We start from the raw sequence: 25,044 nt of genomic DNA, 5'->3' as shown, positions 1-25,044 counted from the left end.
CTGGTGTTTTACGATTGGGTTTCGTTTCTCGGGCGCAGCGGCTGGCCGTCAAAGCGGATGCCAGACCAGCCGGTGCTGATAAACTGGCGGATGTTGCCGTGGCTGTCGCCCGCCGGGTCACCCAGTACCTGCTGGTAGTGCTGGGCGAACAGTTGCAGGGTGTCGGCTTCGTTCAGGTTGCAGTACTGTCCCAGGGCAAACACACGGCAGGAACCGTTGTTCTCGCCGGCATCGTTACGCAGCGGGCCGTTGTTGAACCCGGTGGGCTGGAACTCGAAGTGCTGGTCGATCAGCGCCAGGGTGTCGTCAAAACTGGAGTGGCCACCCTGCAGCGAGGCCAGGTGGATGCGAACGGCTTCAGCGATGTTCATTATTTGTGGTCCTGTTTCGGGCCGGTCTGGTACTTCGCTTTCCAGTCTTCGTAAGGCATGCCGTAGATTTCTTCACGGGCGGCCGGGTCGGTTATCTCGAAGCCCCGGTCGGCGGCCTCGGCCCGGTACCACTTCGACAAACAGTTGCGGCAGAAGCCGGCCAGGTTCATCAGGTCGATGTTCTGTACGTCGGTGCGCTCGCGCAGGTGCGCCACCAGGCGGCGGAAGGCGGCGGCTTCGATTTCGGTGCGTTCGTTCTCGGGGATAGGGTTAGTCATGGAGCCTCTCAGTGGTGTACCGGGTTGTGTTCTGGGTTTCCTGACATTCTCGGCATGTTACCGTAAGATACAAGGCTGTATAAACGTACAGATTGTTAACGTGAGTCTGCCTTTTATGGCCCAGCGCAAGATCATCCATGTAGATTGCGACTGTTTCTACGCCGCGGTCGAGATGCGTGACGACCCGTCTTTGCGGGACGTTCCGCTGGCTGTGGGCGGTGCCGGCGGCCGGGGCGTGGTGACCACCTGCAACTACAAGGCCCGGGCTTTTGGCGTGCGCTCGGCCATGCCGGGCAGCGAAGCCCGGCGCCTGTGCCCCGGGCTGGTGATGGTGCCACCGGACCTGGGCAAGTACCGGGCGGTTTCCCAGCAGGTGATGGCCATTCTGCGTGATATGACCGACCTGGTGGAGCCGCTGTCGCTGGATGAAGCCTTTCTGGATGTCTCAGACATTACTGACCATAAAGGCAGTGCCACCCTGATGGCCCGGCACCTGCGGGAGCGGGTGAAGCGGGAGGTGGGGATCACCATTTCCGCCGGCGTGGCACCGAACAAGTTCCTGGCCAAGATTGCCAGCGACTGGCGCAAGCCGGACGGCTTGTTTGTGATCACCCCGGAAGAGGTGCCGGCGTTTGTGCAGTCGCTGCCGGTGGAAAAGCTGTTCGGGGTGGGCCAGGTGACCGCAGGCAAACTGCATGCTCTGGGCATACAGACCTGCGGCGATATGCAGGTGCTGGGTGCTGAGGTGCTGATCGAGAAATTCGGCAAGCAGGGCTACCGGCTGTTCGAGATGGCCCATGGCCGGGATGAGCGGCCGGTGGTGGTGTCGCGGGTGGCGAAGTCGGTCAGTGTAGAGCGGACGTTTTCACAGGACTTGCCGGGCAAGGAGGCCTGCGAATCGGTGATGCCTGCGCTGGTGGCTGACCTGAATCTGCGCCTGGCCCGCAAGGGCCGGGATAAGCCCATCCACAAACTGTTTGTGAAAATCCGTTACAGCGATTTTTCGACTCACACCCTGGAACGGGTGCGGGACACGGTGGCGGAACCCGCTCCGGAGGATTATCAGCCGTTGCTGGATGAACTGGTCAGCAACCGGGATCGTCCGGTCCGGTTGATGGGAGTCGGGGTGCGTTTTCGTAACGACGAAGCGCCGGTTACCCAGCTGCGACTGTTTGACTGAGCTGCAGCAGATCGCTGAACAGCTGTACTGAAGTCCACCCCATCAGGCCGCCAATCAGCGCGCCGGCCGCTACATCACTCGGATAGTGCAGCCCCAGTACCACCCGGGAGGCGGCTACAGACAGGGTAAACGGCAGGATGGCCCAGGCCAGTGCCGGCAGGGTGGCGAACAGCATGGTCTGGAAACAGACGGCGTGCAGGGTGTGGCCCGACGGAAAGCTGTAGCGGTCCAGCGGTGGTGTGGCGCAATTGATGGCCGGGAAGGAAATAAACGGCCGTTCGCGGATCAGCCAGTGCTTGAGGCCTTTATAGGTAACGGTGCAGGTGAGGCCGGTGAAGGTCATCAGCACGGCGATGTTCTGGCCCTGGGCCGGAGCCATGAAGGGTATGGAAAGAATCAGTGCGTACCAGAACCAGCCATCACCCAGCCGGCTGACCAGCTGGAAGTAGCCTTTGACCGGCCGGAAACGGGTGGTTCGGTTAATAGACTGGCACAGGGCGTATTCACGCTGGTCTGCCAGCTCAAAGAATCTGGATGCTTTGCTTGTTGACGCCATGGTATCGGGCCTGTGCAGGTTGGTTGAGTACCAGTTGTTCGAATTGTTCTATCTGGCTGTGCCAGCTCAGCTCCAGTGCGTCCAGTCGGGCCTGGGCCCGGATCCGTTGCAGCAGGCTGGGCTGGTCTGCCAGTCGAAGGGCGTTTTTGATAAAGCTTTCGTCTTCGGTGAGCGGCGCTTTCAGGCCGTTCTCCTCGTGCCGTATGTGTTCCTCCGCAGCGGCATCGTCAAACGCCACCACTGCCAGGCCGCTGGCCATGGCTTCCAGCACCACGTTGCCGAAGGTGTCGGTTTTGCTGGGGAACAGGAACAGGTCGCCGGAGGCATAGTGCCGGGCCAGGTCGTCGCCTTGCCGGGTACCACAGAAAATGTAGTCCGGGTGTCGCTCTTCCAGCTGGCGCCGCAGTGGCCCGTCGCCCACCAGGATAAACCGGGCGTTGGCATGCAGGCCTTTGATACGCTCGAAGCAGGCCACGGCTTTACGGATGTTTTTTTCCAGTGCCAGGCGCCCCACATAGAGCACGGCTTTGTCGTTTTCGTCCAGGCCCCAGCCCTTGCGCAGGCCTGAATCACGCTTGTGGGGTGTAAAGCGCTGACAATCCACGCCCCGGGCCCACAGGCCGGCGTTGGTGATGCCCATGCTGCGGGTAACCGCCTGCATTTTCCGGGTTGGCACCAGGGTCAGGGCCGTGCGGTTATGGAACCAGCGGCCGTAGGCGCACAGCAGGCGTTCCAGCGCGCCCATGCCGTAGTAGCGGGAGTAGCTGTGAAAGTTGGTGTGGAAACCGGAGGTGACCGGAATCCGGAGTTTTCGGGCGGCAGATACTGCGGCAATCCCAAGAGGGCCCTGGGTTGCCACGTAGATGGCATCTGGCCGGCGGTCTTGCCACAGTTTTTTCAGGGTGGCTGGGCGGGACAGGCCGAATTGCAGGTCTTTGTAGCCGGGCAGTGGCAGGCCGGAAACAATCAGCTCCCGGGAAGACAGGCCATTGCCACTGTGGTCGCACAGGCCTTTGTGTTCCCGGCGCTGGCCAGGGCGAACGACCGTGACCTCATGCCCACGCTGCACCAGCCCCTGGCACAGGTGCTTCATGGTGTTGGCCACGCCATTGATTTCCGGCGGAAACGTCTCGGAAACAATGGTAATGTGGTGCGCGCGCCGGTTAGTTGGCGGGAGTTCGGTCACGGCTTGTCCTGAAGGTTTTTCTGTCATGCCTCCACTATGGAAACCGGCCATGACAGTAATACGACAGCTCTGTGACAATCCCTTTACGTATTGTAGTTACTGGTTTCTCATGCAAACGAGGAGAATTCATGCAAACGCGAAAACTTGGAAACACCGACATCGATGTCAGTCTGATTTGCCTGGGCACCATGACCTGGGGCGAACAGAATACCGAGCAGGAAGCGTTTGAACAGCTGGACTACGCCACCGGCGCCGGCATCAACTTTATCGACGCCGCAGAGATGTACCCGGTACCGCCCCGGGCGGAAACCCAGGGTCTGACCGAAACCTACCTGGGTAACTGGCTGGCCAGCCGGGGCAAGCGGGATGACCTGGTGATTGCCAGCAAGGTGGCAGGGCCCGGCAATAGCCTGGGTTACCTGCGTGGCGGCCCCAGGCTGACCCGGGATCACATCCGTGAAGCCTGTGAAAACAGTCTGAAGCGCCTGCAAACGGATTATATCGACCTGTACCAGGTGCATTGGCCTGACCGCAGCGCCAATTTCTTCGGCAAGCTGGGTTATGTGCGCAACCCCAATGAAACCATGACGCCTATCGAGGAAACCCTGGGGGCGCTGGACGAGCTGGTCAAAGAGGGAAAAATACGCCACGTGGGCCTGTCGAACGAGACGCCCTGGGGCACCATGGAGTACCTGCGGCTGTCACGCGAGAATGGCTGGCCCCGGGTGGTGTCTATCCAGAACCCATACAGCCTGCTGAACCGTTCGTTCGAATCGGGGCTGGCCGAGTTTGCCCACCGGGAAGGCACCGGGCTGCTGGCGTATTCGCCGCTGGCCTTCGGCATGCTTACCGGTAAATACCTGGGTGGCAAGTGGCCGGAAAAGGCGCGGCTGACCCTGTATGAGCGTTTCAGCCGGTACACCGGAGAGCATGCCGCCGACGCCACCCGGGCTTATTGCGAACTGGCGCACCAGAACGGACTGTCGCCAGCCCAGATGGCGCTGGCCTGGGTAAACAGCCGGGAGTTTGTGACCAGCACCATCATTGGGGCTACCACCATGGAGCAGCTCCGGGAGAACATCGGTTCGGCAGAGGTGCAGCTCAGCCAGGACCTGGTGGCCGCGATCGAGGCGATCCACGCCGAGTTTACCTATCCCTGCCCGTGACCCCCGGCGACACCCCCTGAAGCCCGGGCAACCGGGCAAATGTTACAGAATGCAAAATAACTGATCATTTCTTGACAAAAAAGTGCCGCAAATGCGCCAGGTTGCTGGCGTATTTGTGTGCAAAGTCACATCAATTTCATGGATAATCACTAGACTTTCGTACAGTATCCTTTTGGCTGACTTAACCACGTCGGGTTTGTAATGTTGTCATGATTATTCGCCTCTTCCTTATTCTGCTCGCGCTCAACCTGGTCGCCTTCGCCGTGCGCGCCGAGGCTGCCGATCCGGTGCTGTATGAACCGGTGTTGTCGGAACGCATGATGGCGGAGCGTGACGGTACGGTTTCCCCCGAAGATATCTACGAATTCCAGGAGTGGATGTCGGGCGATGTCGACGAAGACCGCAGCGATGCCATCGCCGCCATTGGCTCCCGGCTTCTGAGCCTTGGCCTTGTGCGCGCCCGCAGCTCCGGTAAAACCTATGCCTCTGACGGCGCCCAGCCCGACCACGGTATCGCCCTGCTCAATGAAGGTGCCAGCCTGAACCTGCGCTGGAATTTCTGATCCCTTCCTTTAATCCGTAATTTCTTCTGACCTGACGCATTGTCAGCCTCGTTTGCCCGTGTGATCATCACGTTTTCTGAGATTCTCATCGAACGAGGAGCCGGAGATGGCCGAGCAGAACGGAATCTATTCCGATAATGCAAATGACTGTGTAGACCGCGTGATCGAGCGGGTAGGCAAGCAGATTACCCTCGGGTTGCCGCTCGGATTGGGCAAGCCGGTGCGCTTTGTAAACGCCCTGTACCAGCGTGCCAAGGATGATCCTGAAATCCAGCTGCATATTGTCACTGCGTTGTCCCTGCTCGCGCCGGAAGGCAGCTCCTCACTTGAAAAGCGCTTTATGGGCCCGTTTGCACGGCGGCTTTACGGCAACATTCCCGAGCTGGCCTACGCCCGGGATGTGACTAACAACCGGTTGCCGGCAAACGTGACCGTATCTGAATTCTTCTTCAAGGCCGGCAGTTACCTGAACAACCGGGACCAGCAGCGCAATTACGTGTGTACCAACTACACCCATGCGGTGCGTGACCTGATGGCCCAGGGCATCAACGTGATCGGCCAGTTGATGTCGCCGGGCGCTGAACACGTCCGGCCTGGCGAGTTGAGCTTCAGCTGCAACCCGGACCTGACGCTGGATATCCTGCCTTTGATGCGGGAGCGGGAAGCGCAGGGCACGCCGGTAGCCATCGTGGCCGAAGTAAACAGCAACCTGCCCTGGTTCGGCCACCACGCGGCGGTGCCCGAGAATCAGTTCGATGTGGTGCTGGCAGATTCCAGAACTGAGTATCCCTTGTTTTCAGCTCCCCAGATGGCGGTCAGCCCCGCCGACCATATGATCGGCTTTTACGCCAGCACATTGCTTAAAGATGGTGGCACCCTGCAGGTGGGCATTGGTTCCCTAGGGGCCGCGCTGGTGCACAACGCCATTCTGCGCCACCACAGCAATGACGCCTGGCAGGCGGTGTACCGGCATCTGAACGTGGCGGAAGAATTTCCCGTCGCCGTTGAGTATGGCGGCACCGGCCGCTTCGAAGAGGGATTGTACGGCTGCAGCGAAATGATGGTGGATGGCTTTCTGTACCTGATGCAGGAAGGCATCCTGACACGGGAGGTGTTCGACGACGCGCGCCTGCAGGAACTGATCAATCAGGGCGATATCAGCGGGCAGCCGTCGCTGGAGATGCTGGATGTGCTGCTCAAGGAAGGGCTGATCGAGTCGCCCCTTCGGGCCCGGGACCTGCAGTGGCTGATCCGCTATGGGGTGATCCGCGACGGTGTCGAGTTGCGGGGCGGGCGACTGGTTCTGGATGAGCAGCTATCGGTTCAGGCTGACCTGGCCGATGCGGAAACCCGACAGGCACTGGCAGAGCATGCCCTGGGGGACAAATTGGCGGGCGGCATTGTCATGCACGGCGGTTTCTATTTGGGCCCCGAGAAGTTCTACCAGGCACTGAGGGAGCTGCCTCCGGAGCAGCGCGACCGCGTGTGCATGACCAGTGTGAACTACATCAATCACCTGTATGACCACCGGTTTGGCAACCAGAGGCTGAAGGCCGCCCAGCGGGTTCACGGCCGGTTTATCAATTCTGCGATGATGTACACCCTGAACGGCGCGGCGGTGTCTGACGGCCTGGCCGATGGTCGGGTGGTCAGCGGTGTGGGTGGCCAGTACAACTTTGTCTCCATGGCCCATGAGCTGCCGGGTGCCCGGTCTATCCTGGCCCTGCGGGCAACCCGTGTATCCCGCGGCGAAACCGTTTCCAACATCGTCTATAACTACGCCCACTGCACTATTCCCCGGCACCTCCGGGACATTGTGATCACCGAATACGGCATTGCTGACCTGAGGGGCCAGAGCGACGAGCAGGTGATGCTGCGGCTGATCCGCATTGCCGATGCCCGTTTCCAGGAAGGGCTGCTGAAACAGGCCAAGCAGGCCGGCAAGGTGCGGGCTGACTTCAGGATACCGGCGCACTGGAAAGACAACACGCCGGCTGCCGTGCGCAACGCCATGAACGCGGCGGGTGAGGGCGACTGGTTCCCGGCCTTCCCGTTCGGCCGTGATTTCACCGACGAAGAACTGACACTGGGGAAAGCCCTTAAGGGGCTGAAGGCCGCAACCGGCTCCCGTCGTGGTAAACTCGCCACCCTCTGGCAGGCCCTGCGGGCCGAGGATGAGGAAGGTCGCTACCAGGCGCTGCTTGAGCGCATGGGGCTGCAGCGGCCTTCCGGGTTGCGGGAAAAGCTGGACCGCAAGCTGGTCATCCACGGCCTTGACCGCCTGGAAACTCCGACACCGACAGGAAAGCCGAAAAACTGATGCAAGCACAAACCCCGCAAGCAAAGCCGGAAGTCTTTACCGTCCACTACGTGCTGAAAAACCGCATTGGCGAATTGGTAGATACCTCGGAAGGCAGCGAGCCGCTGCACTTTCTCTATGGTTCGCCAGAGATTATTGAAGGTATCCAGGAAGCGGTGAAAGACCGCAAGGTGGGAGACTGCCTGGAAGTGACCATTCCGCCGGAGATGGCCTACGGCGAATACCGGGACGACCTGGTACGCAAGGTGCCCCGCTCGCTGTTCGAGGGGGTGGAAAACCTGGATGTGGGTATGCGTTTTCAGACCAATTCCGGTGACGAAGCCCAGGTGGTCCAGGTGGTGGCGATTGACGGCAACCTGGTGAAGGTTGACGCCAACCACCCGCTGGCAGGATTCACCCTGTATTTTGACCTGGAAATCGTCGGTCGCCGCGAGGCTACGGAAGACGAGATAGCTCAGGGCCGGCCGCTGTTCTGACCGGCGGCGGTTCGCAGGTATCGAATTCGCCGGAATGAATCCGCTTCAGGCCGGCGCTGATCTCCTGGTGGATATGACGGCTAAGTTCGTTCACCGGCTGGTCTGCCGTGACCGGCGGGTGAAACACGATCTCGATGCAGGTTGGCGGCTGGCTGAGAAAACGCACCAGGTGCCGGGTGAAGCTGTCGTCACCCACGAAGGGCGCAACCGGGTCTGGCCGCTGGTTACGCCGGTAACCGATGGTGACTGGCTGAACAGGAACCCCTGCGTCCCGGGCCGCGGTCAGCAATAATCCGTGCATCGGCAGTACCGCAAGCCCGGAACTGGTGGTGCCTTCCGGGAACACCAGGACCGATTCCCCCGCCTGCAGGTGCTCCATCATTGTTTTCTTTATTCTCCGTGCCTGGCCGCCACCGCGTTTGATAAACAGGGTGCCGGCCTGCCGGGCCAGCCAGCCGATCACTGGCCAGCTGCCAACTTCAGCCTTCGACAGAAACCGCAACGGGGTGAGGCTGCCAAGTGCCGGAATGTCTGACCAGCTGATGTGATTGGCTACGTACAGGGCATTGCCGGGGGAGGGCTGGCCGTGCACCCTTATCTGCCAGCCAAGGCACCGGCAAGCCTGCCGGAAACAGAAGGTGGCCCAGGCGTTTTTGTCTGTGGGCTGCTGTCTGAACCGGTCTGCCGCTAACAAGGCCAGAGTCAGCACGCAGGTGCCACACAGGAACACGGCAAAGGCCAGCAACCGGGTGACCAGTCGAATTCCGCTCATGGCGGCTCAGGCCGGTTTGCGCAGGAAGTGCCGGCTGTAGCGCCCGGCCAGGTTGCTGACTTCCAGCAGTACCAGTACATCCGCACACCGGAACTCCGGATCCCAGCAGGGTTCGCCACAGACCTTGGCGCCCAGGCGCATATAGGCCCGGATGAGCGCGGGGATGTCTTCGGCTTTATGGGTTTCCGGGTGGGTCAGGTGGGGCAGGGGGCGCAGCGGAGTAACCCGGCATTCCGGTGCAGACAAATACTGCTGCTGCAGGTGCTGGGCAATGCGCCAGGCCCGGCCACCACCGTCCGCCATGCTGATGCTGGCGCAGCCGATCAGGTAGTCGACCTGTCTTTCAGTGAGGTACTCGGCAATGGCCGCCCACAACAAGGTTATGGTGCCGCCATTGCGGTAATCCGGATGCACACAGGTACGACCCAGTTCGGCCATGGTGCCGGGCAACAGGCCCAGGGCGGCCAGGTCAAACTCTCCGGCCGAGTAGAATCCGCCGATGGTAGCAGCGTTCTGCTGGTGCAGGATTCGCGTAGTGGCAACGGGTTCGCCAGTGTCTTCGTCCGTGACGATCAGGTGGTCGCATACGGTGTCGTAGGCATCGGCATCCAGCCCCGGAACCGTGGCGCCCAGGTCGCTGCCGTATTCCTCGGAAAATACCCGGTAACGCAGGCGCTGGGCGGCCTCTATCTGGTCCGGGCTGCGGGTCAGGCTAATCTTAAGGTTACGGCCGCGGCGTGGTTGCGTGCGTGCAGTTTGTGCGGTCATGGCGTTGCCTCGTTGTTTCTTGTTCAGGTCAAGGCTATGAACCGCGTATGACAGACCGGTGACTTACCGGTGACGTGTCTGTGACAGCCGCAGGGGTGTGGCAAAAAGCGGAACTGTGTCACAAGCTGTAACCCCTTGCCGGATCCATGTATATTTCTGAATAGCATGTATAATTGCTGTAACTGAACGTTGCCTGTATTGTCGGGGCTGTAACCCCGAAAAAAGATCACATAACAACAGAGATGGATGGCGTGGAGCAGACAAACGAGGGTTGGCGAATCCTGATCGTAGAGGATGACGAGCGGCTGGCGGATCTCACCCGCGAGTATCTTGAGACTAATGGCCTGACGGTCTCTCTGGAAAACCACGGTGGCGCCGCCGTTGAACGCATCCGCAATGAGCAGCCGGATCTTGTGGTTTTGGATCTGATGCTGCCCGGAGAAGATGGCCTGTCGATCTGCCGGCGGGTCAGGCCTTACTATTCCGGCCCGATCATCATGCTGACTGCCCGCACTGACGACCTCGACCAGGTTCTTGGTCTTGAAATGGGCGCTGATGACTACATCGGCAAGCCTGTTCAGCCCCGGGTTCTGCTGGCCCGGATCCGGGCCATGCTGCGCCGGGTAGAGAATGTCCCGATGGCGGCTGAGAAAAGCTCCGGCGAAGAACCCGTGCGCCTGCAGTTCAATGACCTGGTGGTAGACCGCTCCATGCGCGAAGCCTGGCTGAACGAACAGAGCATTGACCTGACCAGTGCCGAGTTTGACCTGCTTTGGCTGCTGGCCAGCCATGCCGGCCGGGTACTGAGCCGGGAAGAGATTTTCACCGCTTTGCGCGGCATTGAATATGACGGCCAGGACCGCTCCATTGACGTTCGTGTGTCGCGCATTCGCCCGAAAATCGGTGATGACCCTATACACCCGCGCCGTATCAAGACTGTGCGTAGCAAAGGCTATCTGTTCGTTAAAGAAGCCTGATCGCCCCAGGCGCCGCCCGTTCGGGGCGGTGCCGGTTACAGGGTTTGTTTCCATGTCCCTGAAGTTCTTCCTGAAAATCTACGCTCGACTGCTGGCCATAACCGCTGCAGTACTGGTGCTGTGTGTGCTGTTGTTCAACGGCATCAATTCCGTGCGGGGCCAGTACTGGCATGAGCAGGCCGCCGAGCCACTGATGCGCTGGCTGGCGGCGGTTCCTGACCCGGCCCGGCAATACCACTGGATGCCTTCGCTGTTCGACCTGCACACACTGCTGCCGGAACAGTTGCAAGACGCCCCGGTGCTGGCTGAGCGCCTGGCCTATGGCCAGGTGGTCGCGGAGCCGGAAGGTACCGGCTACCGGTTCTTTGTGCGTGCCGGCGACGGCAGCATTCTCAGCCTGGCGCTGGAGCAAACCTACCCTGAACTTACCCGTGCGCTGGCTTTGCTGGTGCGCTGGCACCTGGATACGGCTAATCCGCAGCATCTGAACCATATTGCCGAAGAGCTGGGGCGATCGCTGAATGTGTCTGTCAGGCCGTTGCAGTCAGCAGATCAGTTACCGGACCAGACGGTGTTGCAGGACTTGGGCGACCACGGCTTTTCGGTGTTCCATGAGGGGCGCCGTGCCAGTGTGCTGCTCCGGTTGTCGGAGGGTGACCTGGTGCGCATGACCATGCCGGCGCCGTTCAATCCCTGGGGCTGGCCGATGCTGGTGCTCCTGGCTGCGGTAATTGGCGGTGTGCTGGCTCTGGGCCTGTATCTGGGATTACGTTTTGTGGATGGTCGCCTGCGCAAGGTCGAAGCGGTGGCTGTGCGTATTGCCAGGGGCGAGATGGGCGCCCGGGTGGAATCCGAGGCCGGTACGCTGGTGTCCCGTCTGGCCTCTTCGTTCAACGGCATGGCCGAACATATCCAGCGCCTGGTGCAGGTGCAGCGGGAAATGATCCACGCGGTTTCCCACGAGCTGAGAACGCCGGTAGCACGCATCCGTTTTGGTGTGCAGATGATCGAATCCGCCAGTTCCCCCGAGACCATGGAAAAGCAGTTGTCCGGTATTGACGGTGATATCCAGGAGCTGGATGAGCTGATTGACGAGATTCTAACCTATGCCCGGCTGGAGCAGGGTGGGCCGGTGTTCAGCCTACAGGAAGGCTCGGTTACTGATATTGCCCGGCAGGTGGTGGAGGAGCAACGACAGATCCGCGAAGGCATCAACATTGAGTGCCGTATTGATCAGGCTTCTGAACGCTGGGCGCTTGCCGACATGGAGCCCCGCTATATTCACCGGGCCATCCAGAACCTGGTTGGCAACGCTGCCCGCTACGCCGACAGCCGTGTGGTGGTGAACTGCCAGCTGGATGAAAATACCTGCCGCATCGATGTAGAAGACGATGGCCCCGGCATTCCCGAACAGGATTGGGAGAAAGTCTTCACCGCCTTTGCCCGTCTGGATGACAGCCGTACCCGAACCTCCGGTGGTTATGGTCTGGGTTTGTCTATTGTTCGCCGCATACTTTACTGGCATGGCGGGCAGGCGTTTCTGGGCCGTAGCGACGAGCTGGGCGGAGCCCGGTTCAGTCTGGTCTGGCCCCGCCGGAAGCCGGCCGACTCAATTTTGTGATCCAGTGCTCGCGGCCTCACCAGATGTAACAAACCTCTACAGAACCCGCGGGGCGGCTGATCAATAATCGAAAACGTAAGGGATGACTTTTGAGGTTGTAGTTCTTACGAACTTTCCTTGTTTCATTCGTCATTTGAGGGCCGGTCTTTTCCGGCCCTTTTTTTCTTCCGGTTTTTGTTCCTCGTATCTGTTCCCTTTCATACAGCCCCGGCTGGTAGAATCTTCTGAAAACAACAGGAGAGTTCGATGTCCCGTTATCTCTTAGCTATTGATCAGGGCACCACCAGTTCCCGAGCGATTGTCTTTAACGAAACCGGTAACCAGGTTGCCGTGGCCCAGCAGGAATTCCATCAATATTTTCCAAAAGACGGCTGGGTAGAACACGATGCCCGGGAAATCTGGGACAGCACGCTGGCGGTGTGCCGCGGGGTGCTGGACAAAGCAGGCCTGCAGGCGTCAGATCTGGCGGGAATCGGCATTACCAATCAGCGGGAAACCACCATCATCTGGGACCGGGCGACCGGAGAGCCGATCCATCACGCCATTGTCTGGCAGGACCGGCGCACGGCCTCTTTGTGCACCAAGTTGCGGGCCGACGGCTACGAATCGCTGGTGGTGGACCGCACCGGGTTGCTGATAGACCCTTACTTTTCCGCTACCAAGATTGCCTGGTTACTGGATAACGTGGAAGGTGCCCGGCAACGGGCAGAGGCAGGCGAGCTGGCGTTCGGTACGGTCGACAGCTGGCTTTTGTGGAACCTGACCCGGGGTAAAGCCCATCGCACAGACGCCACCAACGCTTCCCGAACTGCCCTGTTCAATATCCACACCCAGGATTGGGATGACGAGCTCCTGAAGCTGTTCCGGGTGCCCGCTGCGTTGATGCCCGAGGTGCTCGACAGCGCGGATGACTATGGCCACACCGCCAGGGAATGGCTGGGGGCAGCGGTACCGGTTGCCGGCATTGCCGGTGACCAGCAAGCTGCCCTGATTGGCCAGGCCTGTTTTGAGCCCGGCATGGCCAAGAGCACCTACGGCACTGGCTGCTTCCTGATGCTCAATACCGGCGACAAGGCCCTGCGCTCGGAGAACCGCCTGCTGACGACCATGGCTTACCGGCTCAACGGCAAGCCCTGCTACGCCATTGAAGGCAGTATCTTTGTGGCTGGTGCTGCCATGCAGTGGCTGCGGGACGGCTTACAGCTGATTGCCCACGCCAGCGAATCGACCAGCCACGCCGAGGCTGTGGGCGCCGACAATGCGGTGTACCTGGTGCCAGCCTTCACCGGGCTGGGTGCGCCTCATTGGGATCCGAATGCCCGCGGTGCCATTCTGGGACTGACCCGGGATACCGGCATTGCAGAAATCGTGACCGCTGGCCTGCAATCGGTCTGTTACCAGACCAAGGATCTTGTGCGGGCTATCCGTAACGACGGTGCCCGGCTGGAGTCCTTGCGGGTGGACGGTGGCATGGCGGTGAACGACTGGGTTATGCAGTTCCTGGCCGACATCCTGAATGTACCGGTAGACCGGCCCAGGGTGACCGAAACCACGGCACTGGGGGCGGCTTACCTGGCCGGATTGCAAACCGGTGTGTTCGAGAACCTGGAGCAGATTACCGGAATGTGGGAATGCGAGCGCCAGTTCCGGCCGGATATGAAACCGGCTTTGAGAGAATCCCTCTACGCCGGCTGGCTGGATGCTGTGGAGCGGGTGTGTAATAACTGAGCGCGACCGACTCAGGCGGTGCGCTCGAAGGCGATCAGGTGGTCGGCCTCGACCCGCACCGGCACCTGCTCGCCGATGTGGAAGTCCAGGTGGCTGCGGAACAGGACTTCAAATTCGGTGTCTTCCGAGCACCGGAAGCGGTACAGGGTAGAGGTGCCGGCAAAGGTCTTTTCCACCACTTTGGGCGTCAGGTCCGAGTGTTCATCGTAAACGATGTCGTCGGGCCGGATCAGCACGTCTACCAGGGTTCCCTCTTGCCACTTGTATGCACGGTTACCATGAATAATGCCCAGTTCGGATTCGATGGTATCCGGCCCCAGGGCCTTGCCGGGGATGAAGCCGCCCTGGCCGACAAAGCTGGCCACAAAGCGGTTGGAGGGTTCATGGTACAGGTTGTAGGGCACGTCCCACTGCTGGATCTGTCCGCTTTGCAGCACGGCAATCTGGTCACACATGGCAAAGGCTTCCTGCTGGTCGTGGGTGACCAGGATGGCGCTGATGCCCAGTGTTTTCAGGATTTCCCGCACGTCCAGGCTTAGCCTGCGGCGCAGGTCGGTGTCCAGGTTGGAGAACGGCTCATCCAGCAGGATCAGGGTAGGTTCCGGAGCCAGGGCCCGGGCCAGGGCCACCCGCTGCTGCTGGCCGCCTGACAACTGGTGCGGATAGCTGTCGGCAAGGTCCTGCAGGTGCACCAGGTTCAACAGTTCCATGACCTTCTCGCGGCGCTCGGGCTTTTTCAGGTCTTTCAGGCCAAAGCCGACGTTATCGGCAATGGTCAGGTGCGGGAACAGGGCATAGTCCTGGAAGACCATGCCGATCTTGCGCTTTTCCGGCGCCAGCGTGCGGCCGGGCAGGCTGATGGCCTGGCCCTGCAGCTGGATCTCGCCATGGCTGATGGGCAGAAAACCGGCCAGGGCCCGGAGAATGGTGCTTTTGCCGCAACCGCTGGGGCCAAGCAGGCAGCCGATATCACCATGGCTGAGGGCAAAGCTGACGTCCCGCACCACGGAATCGCCGCCGTAACCACAGGACAGGTTGTTCACTTCCAGTAACCAGCCGGAAGCCGGTGCCGGTGTATTGACCATGGATCAGTCCAGACGGTTCAGAATGAGGAATTCGAGCAGGGCTTTCTGGGCATGCAGGCGGTTTTCGGCCTCGTCCCATACCACAGAGCCGGGATGCTCCATCATGTCGGCGGAAATCTCTTCACCCCGGTGGGCCGGCAGGCAGTGCATGAACAGCGCATCCTTGTTGGCCTGGCTCATCAGTGCAGGGTTGATCTGGTAGTCCCGGAATGCCCGTTCCCGGGCCTTCTGTTCGTCTTCCTGGCCCATGGAGGCCCAGACGTCGGTTACCAGCAGGTCGGCGCCGGTGGCGGCTTCGCCCGGTGTGCGGTATACCGTCACCCGGTCGGCGTGGTCGGCCAGCAGTTTCGCATCCGGCTCGTAGCCTTCCGGGCAGGCTACGTTCAGGTGGAAATCAAACTGTGCTGCCGCGTTGATGTAGGAGTGGCACATATTGTTGCCATCGCCAATCCAGGCCACGGTAGCACCCTTGATGCTGCCCCGGTGTTCCCGGTAGGTCTGCATGTCGGCCAGCAACTGGCAGGGGTGGAAATCGTCTGTCAGGGCATTGATGACCGGCTTGCTGGAGGCAGCGGAAAAACGCTCCACGGTTTCATGAGCGAATGTACGTATCATCACCGCATCCACCATGCTGGAGATCACGATGGCAGAGTCTTCGATCGGCTCGCCACGGCCCAGCTGTGTATCACGGGGTGACAGGAACATGGCAGAACCGCCCAGCTGGGCCATGCCCGCTTCGAAAGACACCCGGGTACGGGTGGATGATTTTTCGAAGATCATCGCCAGGACTTTGTTTTTAAGGGAATCTCTGACGTTGCCCGCACGCCAGTCCCGGCGCAGGCGGGAGGCATGGTCCAGCAGGTCTTCAAGTTCGCTGGTGGACATGTCATTCAGTGTCAGGAAATGTCTTACTGCCATGGAAGGCCCCTTCAAGGAAACTCCGGAACGGATTGGTTCTGAAAAGGGCATCAAGTCTAGCCCTTCGCAACCGCTATGACAACGCTGCCCGGCAGGGCTTGCTCAGGATCAACCGGAGCCGCTTGGTGTGCGCTCCGGCAGGTGTGTACAATAGCCAACCAGAGCCGGAATGCGGCGCCCCCTATTTTTAATCAGAGGTGTATGTTCATGGACATCAATGAAACCATTAAAAGCCAGCTGGAAGAGAACCCGGTCATTCTGTACATGAAGGGTACTCCCCAGGCTCCGCAGTGTGGCTTTTCTTCCCGTACCGTCCAGGCCCTGATGGCGTGTGGCGAGCGTTTTGCGTTTGTAAATATCCTGGACAACCAGGAACTGCGTGAAGCCCTGAAAATCTACTCCAGCTGGCCGACCTACCCGCAGCTGTACATCAACGGCGAACTGCTCGGTGGCTGCGATATCGTCCTGGAGATGGCCGAAAGCGGTGAGCTGGCCAAGGTTGTTAAAGATGCGGTAAAGCAGGCCGAAGCCTGATCTGACCCTTCAGGTCCGTTTCGGGGTGAACACCAGTTTTACCTCGAAACGGTCCGATTCCTCTCCTTTCGGCTCCGGATAGGGGCTGGCGGCCAGCGCGGCCCGATAGGCGGCCTCGTCTATTCTTTGTATCCCCGTTGATCTGATTACCCGGGCCCGGGTCAGGGCACCGTTGGGCAGTAATGTCAGCTCAAGTTCCATACTTACCTGTTCCCCAAGCTGGGAGATTGCGGGTACCCGTTGCTGGTCCAGTTGTTCCGCCAGGTGGGTGGCCAGCAGGATCAGGTAGGGATCGCGCTCAGCGGGGGAGTCGGTGATTCGGGCAATGGTTTCGGCAGACTCCTGCTCGCCGGTGCGCGGGGCTGACTCGATGCTTGGCGTACTGGCCGGTGCTGGCGCCGGTTCCGGGCTTGGTGCGGGCTGGGGTGTTGGTGCGGGAGCTTCCGGGGCCGGCACTGGGTCCGGTTTCGGCTTCGGTGCTGGAGTGGAAGGCGCGGTAGTGGTGACGGGTTCCGGTGTGGTCGGTACTTCCAACTCGGGGTGCCGCGGCGGCTGGGCTGAGGAGCTGGCCGGGGTACTGGCCCGGGTGGCCTCAGAGGGTGCGCTGGCCAGACGGAAAACAACCCGGTGGCTGACCTCGCGGACTTCCTGCAAGGGGGCAGGAAGTCCGGCAAGCAACAGGGTGTGTGCCATAAAGGCCAGGGAGAGTGCCAGGGCCAGCCGGTAATGTGCCGGAATTGCCGGGGCGGGTGGTGCTTTCTCCGGCATTACGATCAGGCGGTCTTGGAGCGCAGGCTGCCAACCATTGCGTTAAGCGCGCGATCGATGAGGGCACCCTGTTCCAGCAGTGTCAGCCGGCCCCTGCGCATTTCATGTGCCAGCTCTACCCGGGTTTTCTCGATCACCTTCAGGCCCATGCGGTTCACGAATACAAAACAGTCGGCTTCATCAATGATGGCGGACAGTTTGCAGCGGAAGCTGGTGCCGTTCACCAGGCTGAACTCTACCCAGTGGCCGATTTCCAGCTTGTCGAGCTGGGTAACGAACTCGGCGATAGCTGCATCGTCCAGCTCCTGCTGGTACTCGGCCTTGGAGTGCAGTGACACGGTGTCTTCCTGCACCGGTTCCGGCTCCTTGCGGGCCTTGATGGACGAGTTGGTGCGGAAGGCATCTGCCAGTTCGTGCTTGAGCTGGCCCATCATCTGGTCGAGCCGGTTGGCGTTGTAAGACACTTCTTCGAGCCCGGCGCGCAGGGTTTTCAGCAGGCCAGGTACAACCCGTACCCACTGGTCGCGCTCTTCGTCTTCTTCGTGGGGATGCAGGCACCAGATCAGGTCGTCGACCACCTTGACGGTTTCCTGCCAGCGGTGCTCGGCATCGTCTCGCAGGTAGGCCAGGAACATTACCCGGCTCCAGCCGTGTACCAGGATATCGTGTACGGATTCCGGCAGGTCGTAGCGGGCAACCTTTTCCTTCAGCAGGCGGTCGACCGCTTCCTGGGCTTTCTGGGATTTGATGCGGCCGCGTTCGGATTCCCGGGTACGCTGCTCAACCAGTGAGGCTTTGCGGTTTTCCCGTTCCAGAAACTGCTCGAACTCCTGGTTCAGGGTTTCAAACAGGCTGATGTCGCCATCGAACTCGTTGAGGATACGCTGTACCACGGTGTGAATCTGGTCGTACAGCTTGTCCCGGCTTTTCTCGTCGCTGCTGCTCCAGCCGATACCGGCGCGGGCCAGGGAGTTCAGGAGCTTGCGGGCCGGATGGGTGGCCTTGCTGAAGAAGCTCTTGTCCTTGATGACGACTTTCAGGATCGGGATCTGCAGGCGGCTGATCAGCACCTGCACCGGCGACGACAGGTTGTAGTCGTCCAGAATGAATTCGAACAGCATGGACACCAGGTTGATGAGGTCTTCATCCACCTCGCTCAGGGCGGCGGTTTTCTCGCCCTGGGCAGCATTTCGGGTAATCAGGCCCTGAATAACCTGGCGCAGGTCTACCGACACCGGTTCGCCACTGCTGAGATCGCCGGACTCCGGCCACATCTGCTGTGCCGGCAGGGCGCCGAGCAGGTTCATCAGTTCCTGGCCACCGATCACCCGCACTGATGGATCGGCACGGCGGGTCGGCATGCCCGAGTTGGCCCGTTGCTGGGCGAGCATTTGACGGATCTGCTCAAACAGCGCGGAATCTTCTGCGCTGGGCTGGTAGCTGCTTTGTTGTTCCGGCGTGGCGCCCGACGGTTCCCCGGCCTTGGTGGTCGCGGCTTTCTGTTGGCCGGTTTTGCCGTGGTAGCGGAAATTGGGAATGATGCCCGCCTGAATCAGGATGCGGTTGGCTTCATCCAGCAGCATGCCCAGGTTGGAGACCACGTAACGGTCAAATTGCTTGAGCACAATCAACCGTTCACGAATCTGGATTTCCAGGGTCTGGATGGCTTCGACAAAGGCGCTGCAAAGGTGTTCCGGAGCCATGGGGTTAACCGGGGCAGTTTCGCTGGCATCCGGATAGACTTCGGTAAACCTGGCCTGAAGCTGTAGCAAGGGGCCTTGAAAGTGTGCCTTGGCCTTACTGACCATGGCGTTCAGTGCCACCTGTTCTTCCAGGTCGTCGTCACCCACAAGGGACAGGCTGTCGGCATTTGTTGGCCGGGAAGCCTCTTCGTTGCGGACTTGACCGGTTACCGGTGGTGTCGCAAAGAACCGGGCAACGGCATTCTGGAAATGGCGTTCGACGCCTTTGCGCTTGATACGGATTTCCCGCATCGCCTCGAAGTAACGGTTTTGTTCATTGTTACTTCTGGAATTGTTTGCCAGCTCGAACAGGGAGTCGTCGACAGCATCGAACGCTCCCTGCAGTAAATCACCCAGCCCCGCGACAACGGTGTCACGGATACGGGCGACCTCCGGCGGAACCGGGCGGGTACTTGCCGCTTCCCTGTGTTCACGGAGGTAATGTATGCCGGACTGCTTTTTCATGGCCGACTCCTGTTTACGCCTTTAACCGGATACATGACCGAGCTGGATTCTTGCCTGTTCTGATTTTGGCTAAATTTAGCGCATTTTACGCCGGAATGACATGATTAATCATCATTCCGGGTTCGGGTTATGAGCCGGTGGCGCGCTTCTTCTTTTTTCGCGGGTGGACAATGGCGGCCTTCACCACGTTGTCCTTGATTTGCAGGACCTCCACCCGGTGGCCGTCCACTTTCAGGCAGACGTTGGTGTCCGGGATGTTCTCGAGGGTTTCGGTGATCAGGCCGTTGAGGGTTTTTGGGCCGTCGGTGGGCAGTTTCCAGCCCAGGGTCTTGTTGATCGACCGGACGGCGGCGCTGCCATCGATGATAAAGGTGCCGTTGTCCTGGGGAATGATGTCCATGGAGGTGGCTGCGAAGTCGGTGGTGAATTCTCCGACGATTTCCTCGAGGATGTCTTCCAGTGTGGCCAGCCCCAGTACATCTCCGTACTCGTCCACGACGATACCGAACCGGCGCCGGCCCTTCTGGAAATTCAGCAGCTGGGTGTTCAGCGGTGTGCTTTCCGGGATGAAGTAGGGTTCGGCGCACAGTTGCAGGACCATGTCTTTGTCGATGTCGTCCTGCTGCAGCAGGCGAGCGACGCTGCGCAGGTGCAGAATACCCTGGATGTTGTTGATGTCGCCGCTGAACACCGGAAGCCGGGTGTGCTGGCTGGTCTTGAGTTGCCGAAGGATGACATCGGTGTCGTCTTCCAGGTCGACACCGACCACTTCATTCCGGGGCACCATGATGTCGTTCACGGTGACGTTGTCCAGGTCCAGGATGCTCACCAGCATGTCTTTGTGCTTGGCAGGAATCAGGGCGCCCGCTTCATTCACCACGGTACGCAGTTCTTCCCGGCTCAGGTGATCCTCCGAAGCCTGGGCTGATGACACTCCGAGCAGTCGCAGGATTATGCCGGTAAACAGGTTGACGGCCCATACCAGCGGGTAAAGGATTTTCAGCAGCGGCCCCAGTACGTGGCTGGCCGGAAAGGCTATTTTCTCCGGGAACAGGGCCGCCAGGGTTTTCGGCGTGACCTCGGCGAAGATCAGGATAACGATGGTCAGCAGAACGGTGGCAATAGCGATGCCCGCATCGCCCCACACGCGAATGGCAATTACCGTGGCAATGGATGAGGCGAAGATGTTGACGAAGTTGTTGCCGATCAGGATAACGCCGATCAGCTGGTCGGTCCGGTTCAGCAGGTTCTGCGCCCGGCGTGCGCCCTTGTGTCCGCTTTTTACCATGTGTTTCAGGCGATAGCGGTTCAGGGACATCATCCCGGTTTCGGAGCTGGAAAAGAAGCCGGACAGAATGATCAGGCCGACGAGGAGGATGAACAGCGCCGTGAGCGATGTTTCGTTCAAAAGAGGAGCCCTTACGTTGACGACAAGTTGCGAAAATAGGGGGTGTGAAGCGCCGGTGTCAAGCGGTTTGCGGGATTACAGGCCCCGCTGAAACAGTACTTCCAGCACGAATTTGCTGCCGTAAAAGGCCATCATCAGCAGGGCGCAGCCGGCCAGGGTCCAGCGGCTTGCAGTCATGCCGCGCCAGCCCTTGGTGTAGCGGCCCACCAGCAGGCCGACAAATACGGCCAGGGAGAGCATGGAAAACAGGGTTTTGTGGGCCAGGTCCTGGGCAAACAGGTCTTCAATAAACATGGCGCCGGTAATAATGGCGAGGGTCAGCAGGACTACGCCCGCCCAGACCAGTTCGAACAATACCGATTCCATGGTTTGCAGTGGCGGCAGGTTGCGCACCAGCAGGCTGTTGTAGTTCTGCTTCAGCTGGCGGTTCTGGAAGTACAGCAGGGCGGCCTGGATGGCGGCCAGGGTAAACAGGCTGTATGCGGTGATCGACAGGGCGATGTGGGACAGCATACCGTAACTTTCATCCGCCACCAGTCGTGACGGCGTATGGGTGATCAGCGCCATGACTATGGTGGCCGCCGCCAGCGGATAGGCGCCCAGGAACAGGCTGCCCACCGGCTTGGAGAGATTCAGGCCCAGGAGCAGGAAAACGATCAGCCAGGCAATCAGTACCGAGCTTTTGAAAAAGCTGAAATCGAAGCCACCATCCAGGTGGACCGTCTGGGCAATGAGCAGGCCGTGGCCTATCAGTGCAAGTACGCCAATCAGGGTGGTCAGTGCCAGGTTGCTTTGCACCTTGCCACGAAAATGGAGGGCCTGCAGGGCAGTGCCGACGCTGTACAGGAAAAGTGCGGTAACCGCGAGGATCAGCGTTCCCATGACGTCCTTTATGTTTGCCTTTTAACGTGAAAGCGGCGTGGAGTTGTTCAGAGGCTCCGTAGTCTGGGTATAATGTCGCGATTATGCAACAGGAATCAAGCGGCCGGCGCCGGCTTCTTGATTTGTGTGAACAATTTCTCCGGGGTACGGAAGAGCAACATGTTTGAGAATCTCCAGGACCGGCTATCCGGCAGCTTGCGCAAGATCTCTGGTCAGGCGCGCCTTACCGAAGACAATATCAAGGAAACCTTGCGTGAAGTGCGCATGGCCCTGCTGGAGGCAGACGTTGCGCTGCCGGTGGTCAAGGCGTTTATCGAAGGAGTGCGCGAGCGGGCCATCGGCCAGGAAGTGCAGCGCAGCCTGACGCCGGGCCAGGTATTTGTGAAAGTCGTCCAGCAAGAGCTGGAGCGGGTGATGGGCGAGGGCAACGAGTCCCTTAACCTGTCTACCCGGCCGCCTGCCGTCATTATGATGGCGGGTCTGCAGGGTGCTGGTAAAACCACCACCGTGGCCAAGCTGTCTCGCTTCCTTAAAGAGCGGCACAAGAAATCCGTGCTGGTGGTCAGTGCCGATATCTACCGCCCGGCGGCCATTCGTCAGCTGGAAACCCTGGCGGGTGAAGTGGGTGTCGAGTTTTTCCCCAGCACCACGGACCAGGACCCGGTCGATATCGCCAACGGCGCCATCGAAGCGGCGCGCCGCAAGCACATTGATGTGGTGATCCTGGATACCGCGGGCCGACTGCACGTTGATGAAGACATGATGGGTGAGATTGGCCGCCTCCATAAAGCGGTGAATCCGGTGGAAACCCTGTTCGTGGTCGATTCCATGACCGGTCAGGACGCCGCCAACACCGCCAAGGCCTTTAACGATGCGTTGCCGCTCACCGGCGTGGTGCTGACCAAGACTGATGGTGATGCCCGCGGTGGTGCGGCCTTGTCTGTTCGCCACATTACCGGTAAGCCGATCAAGTTCCTGGGTGTGGGCGAGAAGTCCGATGCCCTCGAGCCTTTCTATCCGGATCGGGTGGCTTCCCGCATCCTGGGTATGGGTGATGTGCTCTCCCTTATAGAGGAAGCAGAGCGCAAGCTGGACAAGAAGAAGGCCGAGAAACTCACCAAGAAGATCAAAAAAGGTAAGGGCTTTGATCTGGAGGACTTCCGGGACCAGCTTCAGCAGATGAAGAGTATGGGTGGTATCGGCGGCCTGCTGGACAAGCTGCCGGGCATGGGCCAGATGGCCCAGATGGCGCAGCAGCAGGTCAATGACAAGTCTGTAGGCCAGATGGAGGCGATCATCTGCTCCATGACGCCGAAAGAGCGCCGTTACCCGGATGTGATCAATAATTCCCGCAAGCGGCGCATTGCAGCCGGTTCGGGTACGCAGATCCAGGATGTGAACCGTCTGCTCAAGCAGCATAAGCAGATGTCGAAGATGATGAAGAAATTTGGCAAAAAAGGCGGAATGGCCAACATGATGCGCGGTCTTGGTGGTATGATGCCGCCCGGCGGCGGTGGTGGCATGCCCCCGTTTGGCCGTATGTAAAAAGCCTTACATATAAAATGGGGAAACCACGCGTTTCCCTGTTTTCATTGGCGCGTTTTTGGCATAGAATAGCGCCCCTTTCGAGTATGGGTCTTCTCGTCAGCCGTTCTCGGCATGACGTGAATCGTACAAAGTTCGTACAACAGAACAGGATATTGGTCGAAATGGTAACAATCCGTTTGGCTCGTGGCGGCTCCAAGAAGCGCCCGTTCTACCATCTGACAGTCACTGACAGCCGTAACTCCCGTGACGGCCGTTTCATTGAGCGTGTTGGTTTCTTCAACCCGGTTGCCCGCGGTCAGGAAGAGCGTCTGCGCGTTGACCGTGATCGCGTTGAGTTCTGGCTGGGCCGGGGTGCTCAAACCAGCGATCGCGTTGCCCAGCTGCTCAAGACTGCTGAGTAATTGCAATCTGATACCGGGGTTTGACAGGCATGGCACAGCATCCACAGGAAACTGTGATCGGCCGGATCACCTCGGTGTTCGGGGTCAAGGGTTGGCTTAAGGTCTTCTCTTATACAGATCCCAAAGAAGGAATACTGAACTACCGCGACTGGACCCTGGTTCTGGACGGCAAGCGTATTCCTGCAAAGCTTGAGGAGGGTCGCCGCCAGGGGCAGGGGATCGTCGTCAGGCTTAAAGGTATTGATGATCGTGAGCTGGCCCGCAGTTATGGCGGTGCCGAGATCCGGGTTCCGACCGAGTTGCTGCCGGAGCTTCCCGAAGGGGAGTTCTACTGGCATCAGCTGGAAGGCCTGGAAGTGTTCACGGTTGACGGTGAGTGCCTGGGTAAGGTGCATCACCTGCTGGAAACAGGCTCCAACGATGTCCTGGTGGTGCACGCGACAGCGGGCTCCATTGACCAGCGCGAACGGCTCATTCCCTATCTGCCGGATCAGGTAGTTCAGGGGGTGGATCTTGAAAGCTCGCGCATGGTGGTGGACTGGGATCCGGAGTTCTGACGGGTGTGGATTGGCGCAGTCAGTCTGTTTCCCGACATGTTTTCTGCGGTGACAGATTACGGGATTACCGGCAGGGCAGTTCGTGAAGGTCTTCTGGCCTTTAACAGCTGGAACCCCCGGGACTTCACGCATGATCGTCACCGTACTGTGGATGACCGGCCTTATGGCGGCGGCCCCGGGATGCTGATGAAAATCCAGCCCCTGCGGGATGCTATCCATGCGGCCCGGACATCGGCACCCGGCAAGGCCTGTGTGGTCTATCTTTCGCCCCAGGGTGAAAGGCTGGATCAGTCGGTAGTGGAGTCTCTCGCTGCCGAACAACAGCTGATTCTCGTTGCCGGTCGTTATGAGGGCGTTGATGAACGCCTGATATCGGCGGAAGTCGACCGGGAAGTGTCCCTGGGTGATTTTGTGCTCTCAGGTGGCGAACTGGCGGCGATGGCTGTGATTGATGCGGTAACACGCCTCATCCCCGGAGCGCTGGGTCATGCGCAGTCAGCAGAGCAGGACTCCTTTGCTGACGGTTTGCTGGATTGTCCGCACTACACCCGGCCCGAGGTATACGAAGGTCAGGCGGTGCCGGAAGTTCTTTTGGGCGGTCACCATGAACAGATCCGGCGTTGGCGATTGAAAGAATCGTTGAGGCGAACCCGGGAGCGACGCCCCGACCTGCTGGAACAGCGGGTGCTTACGGAAGAAGAGCGTCAGCTTCTGGATGAAATTTTGAACGAACCGGGTGCCTCTGAATCATCAGGGCATTGAAAGATTGGGTAT

At 59.8% G+C, this 25,044-nt stretch carries 25 protein-coding genes; 13 read left to right on the top strand and 12 right to left on the bottom strand.

Annotation, left to right across the window (positions count from 1 at the left end; translation table 11 throughout):
* Positions 1-8: 8 nt before the first annotated feature.
* A complete protein-coding gene (locus Q668_RS07175) occupies positions 9-371 on the bottom strand; it encodes a HopJ type III effector protein (protein WP_022988924.1) in 363 nt (120 codons plus the stop codon).
* A complete protein-coding gene (locus Q668_RS07170) occupies positions 371-649 on the bottom strand; it encodes a DUF1244 domain-containing protein (RefSeq protein WP_022988923.1) in 279 nt (92 codons plus the stop codon). Before Q668_RS07170 ends, Q668_RS07175 begins: the two co-directional genes overlap by 1 nt.
* 115 nt (positions 650-764) lie before the next feature.
* On the opposite strand from Q668_RS07170, the gene dinB reads away from it, so the two are divergent.
* Positions 765-1,829 (top strand): DNA polymerase IV, encoded by a 1,065-nt coding sequence (gene dinB, locus Q668_RS07165; protein ID WP_022988922.1) that lies wholly within the window; start codon positions 765-767, stop codon positions 1,827-1,829.
* On the opposite strand, the gene Q668_RS07160 is transcribed toward dinB, so the two are convergent.
* Together Q668_RS07160 and Q668_RS07155 are read right to left on the bottom strand one after the other, a co-directional pair.
* On the bottom strand, positions 1,804-2,385 hold the full coding sequence (locus tag Q668_RS07160; protein ID WP_022988921.1) for a phosphatase PAP2 family protein: 582 nt from the start codon (positions 2,383-2,385) through the stop codon (positions 1,804-1,806). The genes dinB and Q668_RS07160 overlap by 26 nt on opposite strands.
* On the bottom strand, positions 2,351-3,598 hold the full coding sequence (locus tag Q668_RS07155) for a glycosyltransferase family 4 protein (protein WP_081697565.1): 1,248 nt from the start codon (positions 3,596-3,598) through the stop codon (positions 2,351-2,353). The genes Q668_RS07160 and Q668_RS07155 overlap by 35 nt, the downstream gene beginning before the upstream one ends.
* A 101-nt stretch (positions 3,599-3,699) precedes the next feature.
* On the opposite strand from Q668_RS07155, the gene Q668_RS07150 reads away from it, so the two are divergent.
* The 4 genes from Q668_RS07150 to Q668_RS07135 all read left to right on the top strand — a co-directional run bounded on the left by Q668_RS07150 (position 3,700) and on the right by Q668_RS07135 (position 8,096).
* Complete coding sequence (locus Q668_RS07150; protein WP_022988919.1) at positions 3,700-4,737, top strand: NADP(H)-dependent aldo-keto reductase; 1,038 nt, start codon at positions 3,700-3,702, stop codon at positions 4,735-4,737.
* A gap of 209 nt (positions 4,738-4,946) precedes the next feature.
* Entirely contained in the window at positions 4,947-5,300 is a 354-nt protein-coding gene (locus Q668_RS07145) for a DNA polymerase (protein WP_022988918.1), read from the top strand.
* A gap of 106 nt (positions 5,301-5,406) precedes the next feature.
* Entirely contained in the window at positions 5,407-7,620 is a 2,214-nt protein-coding gene (locus Q668_RS07140) for an acetyl-CoA hydrolase/transferase C-terminal domain-containing protein (protein WP_022988917.1), read from the top strand.
* On the top strand, positions 7,620-8,096 hold the full coding sequence (locus Q668_RS07135; RefSeq protein WP_022988916.1) for an FKBP-type peptidyl-prolyl cis-trans isomerase: 477 nt from the start codon (positions 7,620-7,622) through the stop codon (positions 8,094-8,096). The genes Q668_RS07140 and Q668_RS07135 overlap by 1 nt, the downstream gene beginning before the upstream one ends.
* Here Q668_RS07135 and Q668_RS07130 read toward each other — a convergent pair.
* Entirely contained in the window at positions 8,056-8,868 is an 813-nt protein-coding gene (locus Q668_RS07130) for a lysophospholipid acyltransferase family protein (protein WP_022988915.1), read from the bottom strand. The genes Q668_RS07135 and Q668_RS07130 overlap by 41 nt on opposite strands.
* Before the next feature lie 6 nt (positions 8,869-8,874).
* On the bottom strand, positions 8,875-9,636 hold the full coding sequence (locus Q668_RS07125) for a GNAT family N-acetyltransferase (protein WP_022988914.1): 762 nt from the start codon (positions 9,634-9,636) through the stop codon (positions 8,875-8,877).
* A gap of 242 nt (positions 9,637-9,878) precedes the next feature.
* Here Q668_RS07125 and Q668_RS07120 point away from each other — a divergent pair, with 242 nt between their 5' ends.
* From Q668_RS07120 to glpK, 3 genes are all read left to right on the top strand, one after another.
* Positions 9,879-10,613: a response regulator gene (locus tag Q668_RS07120; RefSeq protein ID WP_022988913.1), complete on the top strand. Its 735-nt coding sequence runs from the start codon at positions 9,879-9,881 to the stop codon at positions 10,611-10,613.
* 52 nt (positions 10,614-10,665) lie between these two features.
* Positions 10,666-12,234: an ATP-binding protein gene (locus tag Q668_RS07115; protein WP_022988912.1), complete on the top strand. Its 1,569-nt coding sequence runs from the start codon at positions 10,666-10,668 to the stop codon at positions 12,232-12,234.
* Between the two features lie 246 nt (positions 12,235-12,480).
* Complete coding sequence (glpK, locus tag Q668_RS07110) at positions 12,481-13,962, top strand: glycerol kinase GlpK (RefSeq protein ID WP_022988911.1); 1,482 nt, start codon at positions 12,481-12,483, stop codon at positions 13,960-13,962.
* An 11-nt stretch (positions 13,963-13,973) separates the two neighbouring features.
* On the opposite strand, the gene Q668_RS07105 is transcribed toward glpK, so the two are convergent.
* Both Q668_RS07105 and argF read right to left on the bottom strand, forming a co-directional pair.
* Positions 13,974-15,047 carry an ABC transporter ATP-binding protein gene (locus Q668_RS07105; protein WP_022988910.1) on the bottom strand — a complete coding sequence of 358 codons (1,074 nt, stop codon included), beginning with the start codon at positions 15,045-15,047 and terminating at the stop codon, positions 13,974-13,976.
* Positions 15,048-15,050: 3 nt separating this feature from the next.
* Entirely contained in the window at positions 15,051-15,965 is a 915-nt protein-coding gene (gene argF / locus Q668_RS07100; protein WP_022988909.1) for an ornithine carbamoyltransferase, read from the bottom strand.
* Positions 15,966-16,172: 207 nt separating this feature from the next.
* On the opposite strand from argF, the gene grxD reads away from it, so the two are divergent.
* A complete protein-coding gene (grxD, locus tag Q668_RS07095; protein ID WP_036219402.1) occupies positions 16,173-16,499 on the top strand; it encodes a Grx4 family monothiol glutaredoxin in 327 nt (108 codons plus the stop codon).
* A gap of 9 nt (positions 16,500-16,508) precedes the next feature.
* On the opposite strand, the gene Q668_RS17600 is transcribed toward grxD, so the two are convergent.
* The 4 genes from Q668_RS17600 to Q668_RS07075 form a co-directional block, all read right to left on the bottom strand.
* The gene (locus tag Q668_RS17600; RefSeq protein WP_022988907.1) at positions 16,509-17,267 is read right to left on the bottom strand and encodes a TonB family protein; all 759 of its coding nucleotides are present in this window, start codon (positions 17,265-17,267) and stop codon (positions 16,509-16,511) included.
* Between the two features lie 5 nt (positions 17,268-17,272).
* Positions 17,273-19,474 carry a DUF1631 domain-containing protein gene (locus Q668_RS07085; RefSeq protein ID WP_022988906.1) on the bottom strand — a complete coding sequence of 734 codons (2,202 nt, stop codon included), beginning with the start codon at positions 19,472-19,474 and terminating at the stop codon, positions 17,273-17,275.
* 127 nt (positions 19,475-19,601) lie between these two features.
* On the bottom strand, positions 19,602-20,882 hold the full coding sequence (locus Q668_RS07080; protein ID WP_022988905.1) for an HlyC/CorC family transporter: 1,281 nt from the start codon (positions 20,880-20,882) through the stop codon (positions 19,602-19,604).
* 75 nt (positions 20,883-20,957) lie between these two features.
* On the bottom strand, positions 20,958-21,764 hold the full coding sequence (locus tag Q668_RS07075) for an inner membrane protein YpjD (RefSeq protein WP_022988904.1): 807 nt from the start codon (positions 21,762-21,764) through the stop codon (positions 20,958-20,960).
* A gap of 159 nt (positions 21,765-21,923) precedes the next feature.
* Between Q668_RS07075 and ffh the strand changes: the two genes are divergently transcribed.
* The 4 genes from ffh to trmD all read left to right on the top strand — a co-directional run bounded on the left by ffh (position 21,924) and on the right by trmD (position 25,032).
* Positions 21,924-23,309 (top strand): signal recognition particle protein, encoded by a 1,386-nt coding sequence (gene ffh, locus Q668_RS07070; protein ID WP_022988903.1) that lies wholly within the window; start codon positions 21,924-21,926, stop codon positions 23,307-23,309.
* Between the two features lie 164 nt (positions 23,310-23,473).
* Positions 23,474-23,713 carry a 30S ribosomal protein S16 gene (gene rpsP, locus Q668_RS07065; protein ID WP_022988902.1) on the top strand — a complete coding sequence of 80 codons (240 nt, stop codon included), beginning with the start codon at positions 23,474-23,476 and terminating at the stop codon, positions 23,711-23,713.
* 29 nt (positions 23,714-23,742) lie between these two features.
* The gene (gene rimM, locus Q668_RS07060) at positions 23,743-24,270 is read left to right on the top strand and encodes a ribosome maturation factor RimM (protein ID WP_022988901.1); all 528 of its coding nucleotides are present in this window, start codon (positions 23,743-23,745) and stop codon (positions 24,268-24,270) included.
* Between the two features lie 3 nt (positions 24,271-24,273).
* On the top strand, positions 24,274-25,032 hold the full coding sequence (gene trmD / locus Q668_RS07055) for a tRNA (guanosine(37)-N1)-methyltransferase TrmD (RefSeq protein ID WP_022988900.1): 759 nt from the start codon (positions 24,274-24,276) through the stop codon (positions 25,030-25,032).
* Positions 25,033-25,044 lie beyond the last annotated feature (12 nt).

The organism is Marinobacter sp. ES-1 (assembly GCF_000475255.1).
GTDB lineage: Bacteria > Pseudomonadota > Gammaproteobacteria > Pseudomonadales > Oleiphilaceae > Marinobacter > Marinobacter vinifirmus.
The sequence above is the reverse complement of the archived record's forward strand: the minus strand, read 5'-3'. Positions and strand labels throughout refer to the sequence as shown.

What these genes read in the sequence shown, in the direction of transcription:
- Q668_RS07175 (WP_022988924.1), bottom strand. Translation starts at nt 371, where the DNA reads ATGAACATCGCTGAAGCCGTTCGCATCCACCTGGCCTCGCTGCAGGGT.
- Q668_RS07170 (WP_022988923.1), bottom strand. Translation starts at nt 649, where the DNA reads ATGACTAACCCTATCCCCGAGAACGAACGCACCGAAATCGAAGCCGCC.
- dinB (WP_022988922.1), top strand. Translation starts at nt 765, where the DNA reads ATGGCCCAGCGCAAGATCATCCATGTAGATTGCGACTGTTTCTACGCC.
- Q668_RS07160 (WP_022988921.1), bottom strand. Translation starts at nt 2,385, where the DNA reads ATGGCGTCAACAAGCAAAGCATCCAGATTCTTTGAGCTGGCAGACCAG.
- Q668_RS07155 (WP_081697565.1), bottom strand. Translation starts at nt 3,598, where the DNA reads ATGACAGAAAAACCTTCAGGACAAGCCGTGACCGAACTCCCGCCAACT.
- Q668_RS07150 (WP_022988919.1), top strand. Translation starts at nt 3,700, where the DNA reads ATGCAAACGCGAAAACTTGGAAACACCGACATCGATGTCAGTCTGATT.
- Q668_RS07145 (WP_022988918.1), top strand. Translation starts at nt 4,947, where the DNA reads ATGATTATTCGCCTCTTCCTTATTCTGCTCGCGCTCAACCTGGTCGCC.
- Q668_RS07140 (WP_022988917.1), top strand. Translation starts at nt 5,407, where the DNA reads ATGGCCGAGCAGAACGGAATCTATTCCGATAATGCAAATGACTGTGTA.
- Q668_RS07135 (WP_022988916.1), top strand. Translation starts at nt 7,620, where the DNA reads ATGCAAGCACAAACCCCGCAAGCAAAGCCGGAAGTCTTTACCGTCCAC.
- Q668_RS07130 (WP_022988915.1), bottom strand. Translation starts at nt 8,868, where the DNA reads ATGAGCGGAATTCGACTGGTCACCCGGTTGCTGGCCTTTGCCGTGTTC.
- Q668_RS07125 (WP_022988914.1), bottom strand. Translation starts at nt 9,636, where the DNA reads ATGACCGCACAAACTGCACGCACGCAACCACGCCGCGGCCGTAACCTT.
- Q668_RS07120 (WP_022988913.1), top strand. Translation starts at nt 9,879, where the DNA reads ATGGATGGCGTGGAGCAGACAAACGAGGGTTGGCGAATCCTGATCGTA.
- Q668_RS07115 (WP_022988912.1), top strand. Translation starts at nt 10,666, where the DNA reads ATGTCCCTGAAGTTCTTCCTGAAAATCTACGCTCGACTGCTGGCCATA.
- glpK (WP_022988911.1), top strand. Translation starts at nt 12,481, where the DNA reads ATGTCCCGTTATCTCTTAGCTATTGATCAGGGCACCACCAGTTCCCGA.
- Q668_RS07105 (WP_022988910.1), bottom strand. Translation starts at nt 15,047, where the DNA reads ATGGTCAATACACCGGCACCGGCTTCCGGCTGGTTACTGGAAGTGAAC.
- argF (WP_022988909.1), bottom strand. Translation starts at nt 15,965, where the DNA reads ATGGCAGTAAGACATTTCCTGACACTGAATGACATGTCCACCAGCGAA.
- grxD (WP_036219402.1), top strand. Translation starts at nt 16,173, where the DNA reads ATGGACATCAATGAAACCATTAAAAGCCAGCTGGAAGAGAACCCGGTC.
- Q668_RS17600 (WP_022988907.1), bottom strand. Translation starts at nt 17,267, where the DNA reads ATGCCGGAGAAAGCACCACCCGCCCCGGCAATTCCGGCACATTACCGG.
- Q668_RS07085 (WP_022988906.1), bottom strand. Translation starts at nt 19,474, where the DNA reads ATGAAAAAGCAGTCCGGCATACATTACCTCCGTGAACACAGGGAAGCG.
- Q668_RS07075 (WP_022988904.1), bottom strand. Translation starts at nt 21,764, where the DNA reads ATGGGAACGCTGATCCTCGCGGTTACCGCACTTTTCCTGTACAGCGTC.
- ffh (WP_022988903.1), top strand. Translation starts at nt 21,924, where the DNA reads ATGTTTGAGAATCTCCAGGACCGGCTATCCGGCAGCTTGCGCAAGATC.
- rpsP (WP_022988902.1), top strand. Translation starts at nt 23,474, where the DNA reads ATGGTAACAATCCGTTTGGCTCGTGGCGGCTCCAAGAAGCGCCCGTTC.
- rimM (WP_022988901.1), top strand. Translation starts at nt 23,743, where the DNA reads ATGGCACAGCATCCACAGGAAACTGTGATCGGCCGGATCACCTCGGTG.